The sequence below is a fragment of the Haloplanus ruber genome (assembly GCF_024494725.1).
Taxonomy (GTDB): Archaea; Halobacteriota; Halobacteria; order Halobacteriales; family Haloferacaceae; genus Haloplanus; species Haloplanus ruber.
This window is the reverse complement of record NZ_JANHDK010000002.1, coordinates 390,593-403,758: the sequence shown is the minus strand read 5'-3', so window position 1 is coordinate 403,758 and position 13,166 is coordinate 390,593. Positions and strand designations below refer to the sequence as shown.

Here is a 13,166-nt window from a genome sequence, read left to right as displayed (position 1 = left end):
CCGCGGAGAGACACCGCGGACGGCAATTACTCCGCGATGTGCTCGAGGACAGCCTCGGCGTCGTTCGGGACGGGTTCGGGATCATTGCCCGCCTCGAAGGCGGCGTCAGGATCTTTCAGGAGGTGGCCGGTGGTGAGACAGACCACCTGCTCGTCGGCGTCGACGACGCCCTGGTCGCGGAGTTTCCGCAAGCCAGCGATAGAGGCCGCCGAGGCGGGTTCGACGCCGACACCCTCGCCGGCGAGCGCCCGTTGGGCGTCGGTGATCGCCTCGTCGGAGACCGCAACGGCGGTGCCGCCGGTCGCCCGGATTCCCGGGAGCGCCTTCGGTGCGTTCACCGGGTTGCCGATGCGGATGGCGGTCGCGACCGTCTCGACGTCGGGCCAGCGGCGGATTCCGTCGTTGCCTTCCTCGACCGCTTCGACCAGCGGCGCGGCGCCCTCAGCCTGGACACCGGTGAGTTTCGGCACGTCCGCGGGGTCGAGCGCCCCGCTCTGGACGAGTTCCCGGAAGCACTTGTACAGCGCCGAGGTGTTGCCCGCGTTGCCCACCGGGAGGACGATCCGGTCGGGGTAGGTGTCGTGGTCCGCGCGGAACTCCTCGAGGATCTCCAAGCCGATGGTCTTCTGTCCCTCCAAGCGGAAGGGGTTGAGCGAGTTGAGCAGGTACACCTCGCCGCGGGCCGCGAGTTCTTGGACGATGTCGAGACAGTCGTCGAAGTTGCCGTCGACTTCGAGGATCCGGGCGTCGTGGAGGGCGGCCTGTGCGATCTTGCCGGCGGCTACCTTGCCCGCCGGGAGGAGCACGAGCGTCGCCATCCCGCCACGGGCGCCGTAGGCGGCGAGCGCGGCGCTAGTGTTGCCCGTCGAGGCACAGGCCAGGCGGCCGACGCCGAGTTCCTTCGCGACGCGGACGCCGACGGTCATGCCTCGGTCCTTGAAGCTTCCCGTCGGGTTCATCCCCTCGTGTTTGACGCGGAGACGCTCGACGCCAACCTCCGATTCCAGCCGAGGGACGTGATGGAGGGGCGTCGACCCCTCGGGGAGTGAGACGCCCTCCTCGAAGGGGAGCGCGGCCGCGTAGCGCCAGACGCCGTCGCCCGCGAAGTCCTCGAAGGTTGGCGGGTCGGCGTAGCGCACCTCTAGCAGGCCGTCGCAGTGATCGCAGGTGTACCGGATCGACGAGAAGGGGGCGAAGGTCTCGCCACACTCGATGCAAGCGAGCCAGACGCCGTCGTCGGCGGTGGTCGGTGCCGCCGGGGCCGCCGCGGTCAGGTCGAGACTCATTGGCGGAAGGATGGGCCGCGGAGGCAAAAACAGGGCGGGTTCATTCCACGTCCGTGCCGAAGTCGTCGATGGCGACGTGGACCTGGTCGACCCACTCGTCGAGAGTGCGGTGCATCAGTTCCTTGGCCTCCGGAAGCGGCGTCGCGGTGTACTGATAGACGTACCCGCCCGGATCGAGCAGGCGTCGCTCCCGTTCGACCAACCCCTTCTCCAGGAGTGTCGTCAGCGACCGGTTGACGTTGCTCCGGTCGCGGTCGAGTTCCTCCGCGAGTTCCGCGACCGTACTACCGGGGTTGTCGAGCAGGGTCAGATACGTCCGGCTCTCGTGGGTCTGGACGCCGAAGACACAGGAGAGGACGTGCTGGAAGCTTGGCTCCTCGACGCCGACGAGTTCGTCGAGTTCAGGAGCATCGGACATACCCGCTGTTTGCCGCGCGCGACGTTAAAACTGCGGCAGGGTCGCATTGCTTGCCGCCGTTCAGTCTCGCCCGTAGCCCATCTTCTCGATGCAGGTCCGCATCTCGTCGGCCGAGTCGTGCTTGTGAAGCGTCGTCGGCGTATCACAGTAGTAGGTCGTGCCGTCGTGCCGGAGCGTCACCTCGTGGACGCCGCCGAGCATCTCGAGACGGACGACGACCCGTGTCCCCTCCTCCAAGGCGTCGATGATCTCGGCGACGGTCAGTTCGCCGGCGTCGACGGTGAGCGTTGACATGGGCGAGTGTGGGAGCGCGACGCGTAAAATTCCCGCCGAGAGTATCGGTCAGTACCCCGAGAGGTGGAACTCGCCAAGCGCCGTGAACGTCGAGATGCCGGATGGGTGGGGAACCTCGTGGATCGGCGCCTCGAAGATGAGCCACGCGATGACCGGTTGCTCTTGGATACGGTCGCCGTCGACGTACTGTGCTGGGTGATAGAAGTCGAGTTCGGCGTCGGCGTCGAGCACCCGGGTTGCCTCCCCGATCTCGTCTTCGTCCGGCCTGACGATCACCATCTCCGTGTAGTCATCGAGCGGGATGTCGATGCGCTGGGAGAACGTCCGGTGGGAGAACCGGACGATGGTGCGGTCGTCGCCCTCGATATACACCTCCTCTTCCGGCTGTCGCCACTCGTCGCCGTCGAAGACGTGCGTCTCGACGCCCCCACCCCCACCGGGCGTCGGCCGGAACGCCCAGAGCGAGAGGTAGTACTGGACGGGACCCTCGTTGTCGCGGCGGTCCGGATCGAAGAGATACTCCGTGATGTAGCCCGGCCCCTGGCGCTGCCAGGAGGGCATGAACACCCCATCCTCGTAGAAGTCGAAGTTGATGTAGTAGTTGTACGGCCCGAAGCGGTGCCCCGAGTGGAAGTCCCTGGCGTTGGGCAAGGCGCCGGTATGGAAGTGGGTCCGGAGCCGGAAGCCCGCCGGGTGGTCGCCGGTTTCGGGGTGGTCGGTGGTTCCCAGGACGCCCGGTCCGCCGAAGGTCGGACTGTGGATGTCCCAGTAGAGGAGGTTACCGCTGAAGACGGGCGAGTCGTCGGGGAAGAACCACTCCCGCGTGTTGCGCCCGTTACGTTCGGGGAGGTCGTAGCCGGTCGGAGTGGCCATCGCGCCGAGGTTCTCGAACACCGGCGTCCCGTCGTAGCTGGCGTCGACGACGGCACCCTCCGTCTCCGGAGGTTGCCAAGTGATCTCCCAACTCGACTGCTCGATGGTGTTTGGCGGCGTCTCGATGTTGTGAAAGCCCTGTGGCCCGGTGATCTGGGGCCGCTGGGTCATCGGCGGTACCGGCAGGGAGCCAAGCGCCGTCTCGCCCGTCGGCTCGACGGCTCGCGCCATCTCCATCGGTGACGTCCGAACGAACCGGTCGACCCGCGTCACATCGAGCAGTTCGAACTCCTCACCGGAGACGTCGACGAAGGTGCTCAAAAGTGAGAGGCCACTGTCCTCGTTTTTGAAGTAGTACGCAATGGGTGTCACCTCGCCATGGGGGTAGTCGTCGTAGGCCGTGATGACCTCCGCAACCTTCACGAAGGGGTACCACTCCCGCCCTTCGAGGTGTTGCCAGACCTCGTCGTGTCCGAGGACGAACTCGTGACGGCGGCGACGGGACGGGGCCGTATAGCCTCGCTCCCACTCGATGTTCATCGGGTCCGTGATCTCCAGTCCGACCAGTTCGTCGGTGGTCCGATCCACCAGCCCGTAGGCCACCTGCCGGTCAACCGCAGTGACGTCGAAGGCGCCGCCGTCCCGTGTCCCCTCGACCGAGAGGTCCGTCGTTCCCTGGACGCTGATGGCGTCAAGCCCGTTCGTCAGCGGGTCGTACGCCTCGAAGGAAGCGATCCAGTCGCTCGCGAGGTCGTTGACCGCCGGGTCCTGCAACAGCGTCTCGACCGACTGGCGCTTCCGGTAGGCCCACAGCGTGTGATACTGCTCCGCCCCCACGTCACGCGGTCCGATCCGGCGGGCGCTCGTGATCCGCTCACCGGGGTCCGGGGTACCTTCCTGGGCTGCAACACGGGTGACCGCCGACTCGGCCCCAAGGGTCGCACTCCCCGCGCCGAGCATGACGCCGCCCAGCGACGAGAGAAACCGCCGTCGCCCCTCGTCTATCAACCGTTCCGTACCGTTGTTCGACATGTGTGTGAAAGAACAGGTGCTCAGAGAGATAATATATCTTTGTATTAATATCCTCTTATTCGGCATTTAGACAATCATTCGTCCGCTTTTCCTAGTATTGTACCCGGATTAAGGAATTTTGACCGAACGACTTAACAGGGCGTCGCCGAAACGTCGGCCCGATGAGACGCGAACGACGGCGATTCGTGCGAGCGCTGGGTGCCGCCGTCGGTCTCGCCCTCGCCGGCTGTTCTGGGGGCGACACCGAAGCGAACAGCACATCGACGGCGACCGGGACGGCAACCGACACGCCAGCGCCGACCGGAACACCCAGCCCGACGGCGACGACGGCCGCGACCGACACGCCAACGCCGACCGAGAAAGGGTCGGCGACGGAGGGAGAGAGCGGGATCGACGACTACCTCTCGGGGACGAGCAACTACGACGGGACGGTTGTCGACCGCACCGGCCGGGACGAGGTGACCGTCGCCGTCGGCGCCGAGGGAAACGGCGGCGGGTTCGCCTTCGATCCGGCCGCCGTCCGCGTCGACCCGGGGACGACGGTCGTCTGGGAGTGGACCGGGAGCGGCGGCCTCCACAACATCGTCGCGGCAACCGGCGACTTCGACAGCGGAGAGCCGGTGTCGGGCGGCGCCGCGACGTTCGAGTACACTGTCCCGGAGGCGGGAACGTGGCGGTACTACTGTACGCCCCACCGGGCGTTAGGGATGAAAGGCGTCCTCGTGAGCCGCTGAGACGACCGTCGTGGGGCCGTCGCCGACCCGAAAGCGTAAACGCGGGGCCGCGCCAAGGGCCACCGACCGATGAACCCCACCGACGTGCCCGGCCTCCCGTCGGGCGTTCCCGAGTTTCTCCGCGACTCGGGGATCGAGGAACTCTACCCGCCACAGGCCGCGGCCGTCGAGGCCGGCGTCACCCGGGGCGATAGCCTCGTCGCGAGCGTCCCGACCGCGAGCGGCAAGACCCTGATCGCGGAACTCGCCATGCTGTCGAGCGTCGAACGAGGCGGCAAGGCGCTGTACGTCGTCCCGCTCCGCGCGCTCGCCAGCGAGAAGAAGGCCGAGTTCGAGCGCTGGGCCGACTTCGATGTCGAGGTGGGTATCTCGACGGGTAACTACGAGTCGAGCGAGGAGTGGCTCTCCTCCCGCGACATCGTCGTCGCGACGAGCGAGAAGGTGGACTCACTGGTGCGCAACGGCGCGCCGTGGATCGAGAACCTCACCTGCGTCGTCGCCGACGAGGTCCACCTCGTCGACGATCCGAACCGGGGGCCGACCCTGGAGGTGACGCTGGCGAAACTCCGGCGGATCAACCCGGACCTGCAGGTCGTCGCGCTCTCGGCGACCGTCGACAACGCCGACGAGGTGGCCGACTGGCTGGACGCCGAACTCGTCGCGTCGGACTGGCGGCCGGTCGACCTCCGGACCGGCGTCCACTACGGCGACGCCATCACCTTTGGCGACGACAGCAGGCGGAAGGTGCCCGTGGGCCGGGGCGAGCGGCCGACCGCCGCACTCGTCGACGACGCCCTCGGGGAGGGTGGCTCGTCGCTCGTGTTCGTCAACTCCCGGCGGAACGCCGAGGCGGCGGCCCGCCGACAGGCCGACGTGACCGAGAGACATCTCACCGACGACGAACGGGACGAACTGGCCGCCTTGGCCGACGAGGTGGCGGGCGTCTCGGACACCGAGACGAGCGACGACCTCGCCGCAGTGGTGCGAACGGGCGCCGCCTTCCACCACGCCGGCCTCTCGGCCGAACACCGGTCGCTCGTCGAGGACGCCTTCCGCGACCGCCTGCTGAAGGCCATCTGTGCGACGCCGACGCTGGCGGCGGGGGTCAACACCCCCAGTCGACGGGTGATCGTCCGCGACTGGCGGCGATACGACGGCGAATTCGGGGGCATGAAACCCCTCGACGTCCTCGAGGTCCACCAGATGTTCGGCCGCGCCGGGCGGCCGGGACTCGACCCCTACGGCGAGGCGATCTTGCTGGCGAAAGATCACGACACCATGGACGAGTTGTTCGAGCGATACGTCCACGCCGACCCGGAGCCGGTGCAGTCGAAACTGGCCCGGGAGCCGGCGATGCGGACCCACCTGCTGGCGACGGTCGCCTCCGGGTTCGCCCGGAGTCGCGACGGCCTCCTCGAGTTCCTCGACCGAACGCTGTACGCGGCCCAGAGCGACACGACCGAGCGCTTGGAGTCGGTCGTCGACAGCGTGATCGAGTATCTCGTCGCCAACGACTTCGTCGAGCGGTCGGACGGTGACCTCGCGGCGACAAACTTGGGCCACACCGTCTCCCGGCTCTACCTAGATCCGATGAGCGCAGCTGAAATCGTCGACGGCCTGCGGGCGAGCGAGGAGCCGACCGCTCTCGGCCTCTATCACCTCGTCTGTCGGACGCCCGATATGTACCAGCTCTACCTGAAGTCGGGGGACCGGGAGACCTACACCGAACTGTGTTACGAACGCGAGACGGAACTGCTCGGCCGCGTCCCCTCCGAGTTCGAGGACGTGCGCTTCGAGGAGTGGCTGTCGGCGCTGAAGACGGCCAAACTGCTGGAGGATTGGGCGAGCGAAGTCGACGAGGACCGGGTTACCGAGCGATACGGCGTCGGTCCCGGCGACGTTCGCGGCAAGGTCGACACCGCGGAGTGGTTGCTGGGCGCCGCCGAGCGTCTGGCGGTCGAACTCGAACTCGACTCGGCCGTCGCGGTGCGCGAGGCGAAAAAGCGGGTCGCCGACGGCGTCCGCGAGGAGTTGCTCGACCTCACGGGCGTCCGCGGGGTGGGCCGCAAGCGCGCGCGGCGGCTCTACGAGGCCGGTGTCGAGTCCCGGGCGGACCTCCGGGAGGCCGAGAAGTCAGTCGTCCTCGGGGCATTGCGGGGGCGTGAGCGCACCGCCGAGCGAGTCCTAGAGAACGCCGGCCGGCAGGACCCCTCGATGGACGGCGTGAGCGCCGCCGAGGGGACGGCCGTCGACGACGACACGAACGACTCGACGACCGACCGACCGGCCGACGCCGACGGCCAGGCCAACCTGGGTGATTTCGGATGATCGTCGTCGAGGGGGTCGCCGACATCGACGACCTCGACGGAACGCTGTCGACGCTCGATACCGTCGCCGACGAGTACGGCGTCACGGTCCAAGCGTTCGACGCGCGCTATCTCGTCGACCGAAGGCACCTGGAGCGGGCGGTTGCGTTGGCCGACCGCGCGTTCGACCGCGGGGAGAACGTCGCACGCGAGCGGAGCGTCGAGATACTGCTGTACGCCGCGGGCCGCCGACAGATCGACGACGCCCTCGAGATGGGTGTCGGCGAGGGGCGGATGCCGGTCGCGGCTGTCGTCGACGACGCGGGCACGACGGGTGAGAGCGACGCCGAATCGGCCGCGGCGACCGCCCTGCGTGACCGACTCGCGCTCGATCCGACGCCGACGCTCGACGCGGTCGACGCCGAGCGCGTACGAGCCTTCTTCGACGTGCCGGCGGCGGAACTCGACGCTGTCGACGGCGACCTGACCGATCTGGTTCACGAACGCGTCGCCCTGCTCGACGTGGAGAAGTGACGGGCTACGAGGGGCGTCGTCGGCAAAAGATGATGTGAAAATCGCCCGGGTCGCGGCTTACATATGTGGCGGTGGTCTATCTCGAACGGATGACTTCGGACGACACAGGCGGCGACGACGCACCGACGGACATGGAGATCGCACGGGCGACGGAGACACGCCCGATAGCCGACGTTGCCGGCGACCTCGGACTCTCGCAGTCGGATCTCGATCCACAGGGCAAAGGCATCGCGAAGATCGAACAGGACGCGATCCAGCGGACGCTGTCGGACGCCGACGAGGGGAAACTGATCCTCGTAACGGGGACGACAGCGACGCCCAAGGGGGCGGGCAAGACCGTCACGACGGTCGGTCTCGGGCAGGGACTCAACCACATCGGCGAGCGTGGCGTCGTCGCGGTACGCGAACCGTCGCTCGGACCCGTCTTCGGGATCAAGGGTGGCGCGGCGGGCGGCGGTCACTCCCAGGTGCTTCCCATGGAGGACATCAACCTCCACTTCACGGGTGATCTCCACGCGCTGACGACGGCCCACAACCTCGTTTCGGCGACGCTCGATACCAAGGTCCACTACGGCAACGACCTCGACGTGGACGTCGACGAGGTGAGTTGGAAGCGGGCGCTGGACATGAACGACCGCGCGCTTCGCGAGGTGGTCGTCGGTCTCGGCGGGTCAACCAACGGCCCGCCCCGCGAGGAGGGGTTCCAGATCACGGCCGCCTCCGAGGTGATGGCGGTGCTCTGTCTGGCCGACTCACTGTCGGACCTGAAAGCGCGTCTCGCACGGACCATCGTCGCCTACGACTCGGCGGGCGACCCCGTCACCGTCGACGACCTGGGCATCCAAGGCGCGATGGCCATGCTCCTGAAAGACGCCCTGCGCCCGAACCTCGTCCAGACCATCGAGGGGACGCCCGCCTTCGTCCACGGCGGTCCCTTCGCCAACATCGCCCACGGGACGAACTCGCTCGTGGCGGACAAACTCGGTCTCGCTCTCGGAGACTATCTCGTCACCGAGGCGGGCTTCGCCGCGGATCTCGGCTTCGAGAAGTTCGGCAACATCGTCTCGCGGCGGGGCGTCGCGCCCGACGCCGCCGTCCTGACGACCGCCGTTCGGTCGATGAAGTATCACGGCCTCGAGATGTGGCCGGTGGACTACGACCGCCTGAAGGAACCCGACGCCGAGGCGGTCCAGGCCGGGATGACGAACCTCGATCACCACGCGGGCATCATCGAACAGTTCGGCGTCCCCTTCGTCGTCGCGATCAACCGCTTCCCGACGGACACCGACGCGGAGATTCAGGCCATCATCGACCACTGCGAGCGAGAGGGCTACCCGGTCGTCGTCTCGAACGCCTTCGCCGACGGGGGCGCGGGCGCCGCCGACCTGGCCGAGACGGCGAAAGACCTCGCGGACAGCGAGCAAGGCGACTTCGAACCCCTGTACGGCATCGAGGAAGACCTCACAGAGAAGATCCGGACGGTCGCCACCGAGGTGTACGGTGCCTCGGACGTCCACTTCACCGAGGACGCCCGCGAGGACCTCGAACGCCTCGAAGAACAGGGGTACGGCGACATGCCGGTCTGTCTCTCGAAGACCCAGCACTCGACCACCGACGATCCGAGTCGGAAGGGCGCACCGGCGCTCGACTGGACGCTCACAGTGCGCGAGTGTTACCCCGACGCCGGAGCGGGCTTCGTCGTCGTCCTCACCGGTGACGTGTTGACGATGCCGGGCCTGCCAGCCGAACCCGCCGCCGAGGGGATGGACGTCGACGCCGACGGGAACGTCAGCGGCCTGTTTTAGGCCACAATCGGCGGGAGTATTATTTCAGTCCGGCCACGATATTATCACGTCCGTCGGATATCCTCCGGCGGACGACGACGGACCGCGGCGGGTGTCCCCCCACCGCCGCCTCCGTCCAATCGTTCAATAGCGTTGGCGACGTACACGCCGCCGTGTCAGACCGGATCGACGACCTCCCGACGGTTACCTGCGAGCGCTGTGGACGGGAGTGGGACCTCTCGTACGAACTCGACGAACTGATGGCAGGAAATCGTGCCGTCGAACAGTTCGCGCTCGACCACGAGCGCCACACGGGGCATTACCCCGACGACGTGGCGACGTGGCGGGCGGCCTGCCGGCACTGTCCCAGCGGCGTCGAACGGCTCTCGGAGTCGGCCGCGCGGCGCTGGGCGCAGACGCACGCCCGTCACACTCGCCACGAGGTGACGTTACAGGGCGCGGACGGCGGGACGGAGACGGTGAGCGGGGCCGAGTGAACGGGGCAAGCGGGGCCGCGGGCGAAGCGGTGGCCGTCCACCGAAGAGCGACGGGAGGCGTTACCGCGGATCGCTCTCCCAGCGGTAGCCACACGCCCCGCAGTCGGCGAACTCGGTGTCCTGCCGCGTCTCGGGGAAGAACTCGGCGTCGTCGATCCGCGACTCGCAGTCCGGGCAGACCGCGTGATCGGGCACGAGGACGCCTTTGAACACCGTCCCGCAGTCCGCACAGGTCACCTGTCGGTCGGGGCCAAAGCCCTCGATGGGAGCGTCACACTCGGCGCACGTGTACCGCCGCAGCGGTCCGTCGCCGCCGTACTCGACGTTCGGATCGACCCAATCGAGGTCGGTGTCGGTGCCGGCGTCCTCGCCGCCGCCGTCACCTACCCCAAGCCAGCCCAGTACCCGTCCGAGCATAGGACAGGATACGCAGTCGGCGTCATAACGGTTCGGACTGCGGGGGACGACTTTTCACCGACGGCCGCGAGGTGTCACCGTGATCCCGCTCGTCCACGACTTCCACGACGAGGTAGTGCTGGTGTTCGGCGGCGGCGCCGTCGGCGCCCGGAAGGCGCGCCGGTTCGCCCGCGAGGCACGCGTCGTCGTCGTCAGCCCGGCGTTTGCCGACGCCGACTTCGGCGCCAGCGAGTTCGTCCGCGCGGCGCCCACCCCCGCTGACGTGCCCGCGTGGCTCGACACTGCCGCTCCCGCCCTGGTCATCGCGGCGACGGACGACGGCGCGCTCAACGCCGCAATCGAACGTCACGCCCGTGAGGCGGGCGTCCTCGTCAACCGCGCCGACCGGAGCGGGGACCGCGAGACGGGAAGCGTCGTCGTCCCCGCCACCGTCGCTGACGGTCCCGTCACCGTCGCGGTCACGACGAGCGGGACCAGTCCGGCGGTGAGCCGGCACCTGCGCCGGGAACTGGAGTCGACAGTGGCCGGCGCGGGGGCAGTAGCGACAGTCGTCGGCGATCTGCGGACGGAGTTACAGGAACGGGACGTCTCTCCGGACGCCCGCCGTGCGGCGATCCGGGCGGTCCCCGAGTCGTCGGCCGTGTGGGCGGCCGCGCGGGACGGCGAGGCGGAGGTGCGGGCCGTGGCCGAGCGGGTGGTCGAGGCGGCGTTGGAGAACTGATTACCAGTCGACGCTCAGCGTCCCGTCACCCGCAGGATCGGGGGCAATCTCCTCGTCGGTGCGGCGGTCGATCACGTGAATGACTCCTCGCCCTTTCTTCGCCGGACAGACCTCGGCGGCGCGGACGTTGTGCCCGAGGTCGGCCTCGTCGACGTAGTAGGTCTTCGGCCGTGCCAGCCCGGTGTCGAGATCGAGGTCCCAGTTGTCAGACACCTCGGCGCACTTCCCGGTGCCGATACACTTGTTCGCCTCGAAGATGACCTTGTAGGGCTTCGCCTCGACGGGAGGTGCGTCGGCGTCGCCGACGTCGCTCGGACGCCGGACTTCGTCGGTGTCGTCGCTCATAATCGTGGATGGTTGGGTAGGGAGTTAAACCCCGTCAGAAGGCCCGAAGGTCGTCGAGGACGGCCGCGGCCGAGCCGTCGTCGATGGCGTCGCGGGCGGCGTCGAGACCGTCCGCGAGCGAGTCGGCGCCGTCGCCGGCGTAAACCCGAACCGCCGCGTTGAGCGCGACGGCGTCGTACCAGTGGTCGGTGCGGTCGCCGTCGAGCACCTCGCGGGTGAGACGGGCGCTGTCGGCGGCCACGTCCGCAACGCCCAGATCCTCGGTTTCGAAGTCCATACCGTACTCGGCGGTCTCGATCTCGTAGTCGTCGAACTCGCCGTCGGCCCGCCAGTCCGCGACCTTCGTGTAGCCGGGGCGGATGTCGTCGTACCCTTCCATGCCCTGGAACATGACGACCCGGTCGAGGTCGTGGAACGCACTCTGCTGGAAGGTCTCGACCACCTTCTTCGCGAAGGCGAGGTGATAGAAGGAGCCGAGGTGGACGCTCGCGCCGGCGGGGTTGGCGAGCGTCTCGACGGTGTTGACGAACGTGCGGACGCCCATCCGGTCGCGGCGGTCGAACAGGTCGGCGACGACAGGGTTGAACGACGGCTGGTAGTAGAAGCCAAAGCCCACGTCGTCGACCATGGCCGCGGAGTCCCCGGGCGTGAGTTCGGTCGCGACCCCGAGTTCGTCGAGGACGTGCTTGTAGGCGTCCTGTTTCTGCGTGGGCACCCGGTCGCCGGAGTGGACGACGACGGGCGTGCCGGCGGCAGCGGCGACGACACCGGCGGCGACGCCGAGAACGGCCGACCGTCCCTTGCCGTCGTAGTTCGCGCCGCAGTCGACGGGGTCGGCGTCGGGGGTGACGTACTCGACCCGGTCACACATCGTGTCGGTAAACGCCGCGAGTTCGGTCGGGGTGTTGTGCTTCCAGCGGTTAGCGAGCCAGAAGGCGCCGAGCGTCGTCGGATCGGGGTCGCCGTCGAGGATGCGCCGCATGGCTTCGGCGGCCTGCGTGCGGGTCATGTCCTCGGCGGACTTGGTGCCGGAGCCGACAACCTCGGTCATGAGGCGCTTGAGCGGCCAGTCGCCGTCAGATTCAGTCACTGTCGGTCACCCCCACGACTCGCTCGGGGACGGCGAGCGTCGACCCCTCGACGGCCGCGTCGGTACCACCGAGGCAGTGGGCGACCGTCTCGCGGACACCCACCACCTCGCCGACGACGGTGACGGCGGGGGGTTCGACGGCCGCCTCGTCGGCCCGGTCGACGACGGTGTCGAGCGTCCCGGCGACGACGCGTTCGTCGTCGAGGGTGGCGCGTTCGACCATGGCGACGGGCGTGTCGGGCGCGACGCCGTTGGCGCGGAGCGCCGCCACGTTGTCCGGGAGCCGGCCGACGCCCATGAGGATTACCAGCGTGCCGCCGGCGGCGACGAGACCGGAGAGTGCCCCCCAGTCGAGGGCGCTATCGGCCTTGGTCGGGTCCTCGTGGCCGGTGACGACCGCGAGCGCCGAGGCGTGGTCCCGGTGAGTCGTTGGGACGCCAGCGACCCCTGGGGCGGCGATGGCGCTTGTGACCCCCGGCACCACCTCGAAGGGGACGCCGTGGCGCGCGAGGTGTTCGGCCTCCTCGCCGCCGCGGGCGAAGATGGTCGGATCGCCGCCTTTCAGACGGACGACGTCCCGGCCGGCCTGTGCCTCGCGAATCAGGCGGTCGTTGATCTCGGCCTGGGGGGTTCGCTCGCCGCCGGCGCGCTTGCCGACGTTCTCGACCCGCGTGGGGTCGGGGATCGATTCGATCACGCCGTCGCCCACGAGCGAGTCGTGGAGGACGACGTCCGCTTCGTCGAGGAGTCGGCGGGCCTTCACCGTCATGAGTTCGGGGTCGCCCGGGCCGGCCCCGACGAGATACACCGTGCCGGTGGTCGTCGTGCTCATCGT

14 protein-coding genes are annotated in these 13,166 nt (G+C 68.4%); 6 read left to right on the top strand and 8 right to left on the bottom strand.

Annotation, left to right across the window (positions count from 1 at the left end):
* Positions 1 to 26: 26 nt before the first annotated feature.
* From thrC to NO878_RS10100, 4 genes are read right to left on the bottom strand one after another with little or no spacing between them, the layout of a single operon-like run.
* Positions 27 to 1,286 carry a threonine synthase gene (thrC, locus tag NO878_RS10115; RefSeq protein WP_256405865.1) on the bottom strand — a complete coding sequence of 420 codons (1,260 nt, stop codon included), beginning with the start codon at positions 1,284 to 1,286 and terminating at the stop codon, positions 27 to 29.
* 40 nt (positions 1,287 to 1,326) lie between these two features.
* On the bottom strand, positions 1,327 to 1,704 hold the full coding sequence (locus tag NO878_RS10110; protein ID WP_256405864.1) for a helix-turn-helix domain-containing protein: 378 nt from the start codon (positions 1,702 to 1,704) through the stop codon (positions 1,327 to 1,329).
* A 60-nt stretch (positions 1,705 to 1,764) separates the two neighbouring features.
* Positions 1,765 to 1,998 carry a DUF8001 family protein gene (locus tag NO878_RS10105; RefSeq protein WP_256405863.1) on the bottom strand — a complete coding sequence of 78 codons (234 nt, stop codon included), beginning with the start codon at positions 1,996 to 1,998 and terminating at the stop codon, positions 1,765 to 1,767.
* A 48-nt stretch (positions 1,999 to 2,046) separates the two neighbouring features.
* Positions 2,047 to 3,903 carry a hypothetical protein gene (locus NO878_RS10100; protein ID WP_256405862.1) on the bottom strand — a complete coding sequence of 619 codons (1,857 nt, stop codon included), beginning with the start codon at positions 3,901 to 3,903 and terminating at the stop codon, positions 2,047 to 2,049.
* Positions 3,904 to 4,064: 161 nt separating this feature from the next.
* Between NO878_RS10100 and NO878_RS10095 the strand changes: the two genes are divergently transcribed.
* The 5 genes from NO878_RS10095 to NO878_RS10075 all read left to right on the top strand — a co-directional run bounded on the left by NO878_RS10095 (position 4,065) and on the right by NO878_RS10075 (position 9,758).
* Entirely contained in the window at positions 4,065 to 4,637 is a 573-nt protein-coding gene (locus NO878_RS10095; RefSeq protein WP_256405861.1) for a halocyanin domain-containing protein, read from the top strand.
* 69 nt (positions 4,638 to 4,706) lie between these two features.
* Positions 4,707 to 6,965: an ATP-dependent DNA helicase gene (locus tag NO878_RS10090; RefSeq protein WP_256405860.1), complete on the top strand. Its 2,259-nt coding sequence runs from the start codon at positions 4,707 to 4,709 to the stop codon at positions 6,963 to 6,965.
* On the top strand, positions 6,962 to 7,477 hold the full coding sequence (gene cgi121 / locus NO878_RS10085) for a KEOPS complex subunit Cgi121 (RefSeq protein WP_256405859.1): 516 nt from the start codon (positions 6,962 to 6,964) through the stop codon (positions 7,475 to 7,477). Before NO878_RS10090 ends, cgi121 begins: the two co-directional genes overlap by 4 nt.
* Before the next feature lie 89 nt (positions 7,478 to 7,566).
* Positions 7,567 to 9,282 (top strand): formate--tetrahydrofolate ligase, encoded by a 1,716-nt coding sequence (locus NO878_RS10080; RefSeq protein ID WP_256405858.1) that lies wholly within the window; start codon positions 7,567 to 7,569, stop codon positions 9,280 to 9,282.
* Between the two features lie 152 nt (positions 9,283 to 9,434).
* A complete protein-coding gene (locus NO878_RS10075; protein ID WP_256405857.1) occupies positions 9,435 to 9,758 on the top strand; it encodes a DUF8062 family protein in 324 nt (107 codons plus the stop codon).
* 60 nt (positions 9,759 to 9,818) lie between these two features.
* Here the strand turns inward: NO878_RS10075 and NO878_RS10070 are convergent, their stop codons facing one another.
* Positions 9,819 to 10,175 carry a hypothetical protein gene (locus NO878_RS10070; RefSeq protein WP_256405856.1) on the bottom strand — a complete coding sequence of 119 codons (357 nt, stop codon included), beginning with the start codon at positions 10,173 to 10,175 and terminating at the stop codon, positions 9,819 to 9,821.
* A 79-nt stretch (positions 10,176 to 10,254) separates the two neighbouring features.
* Between NO878_RS10070 and NO878_RS10065 the strand changes: the two genes are divergently transcribed.
* A complete protein-coding gene (locus tag NO878_RS10065; protein WP_256405855.1) occupies positions 10,255 to 10,896 on the top strand; it encodes a precorrin-2 dehydrogenase/sirohydrochlorin ferrochelatase family protein in 642 nt (213 codons plus the stop codon).
* On the opposite strand, the gene NO878_RS10060 is transcribed toward NO878_RS10065, so the two are convergent.
* The 3 genes from NO878_RS10060 to cobA are packed head-to-tail and all read right to left on the bottom strand — an operon-like array spanning position 10,897 to position 13,163.
* The gene (locus NO878_RS10060) at positions 10,897 to 11,241 is read right to left on the bottom strand and encodes a ferredoxin (RefSeq protein ID WP_256405854.1); all 345 of its coding nucleotides are present in this window, start codon (positions 11,239 to 11,241) and stop codon (positions 10,897 to 10,899) included.
* 34 nt (positions 11,242 to 11,275) lie between these two features.
* Positions 11,276 to 12,292, bottom strand: coding sequence for an anthranilate phosphoribosyltransferase (locus tag NO878_RS10055; protein ID WP_256405942.1), 1,017 nt, complete (start codon positions 12,290 to 12,292; stop codon positions 11,276 to 11,278).
* Between the two features lie 31 nt (positions 12,293 to 12,323).
* Entirely contained in the window at positions 12,324 to 13,163 is an 840-nt protein-coding gene (gene cobA / locus NO878_RS10050; RefSeq protein ID WP_256405853.1) for a uroporphyrinogen-III C-methyltransferase, read from the bottom strand.
* Positions 13,164 to 13,166: the final 3 nt, after the last annotated feature.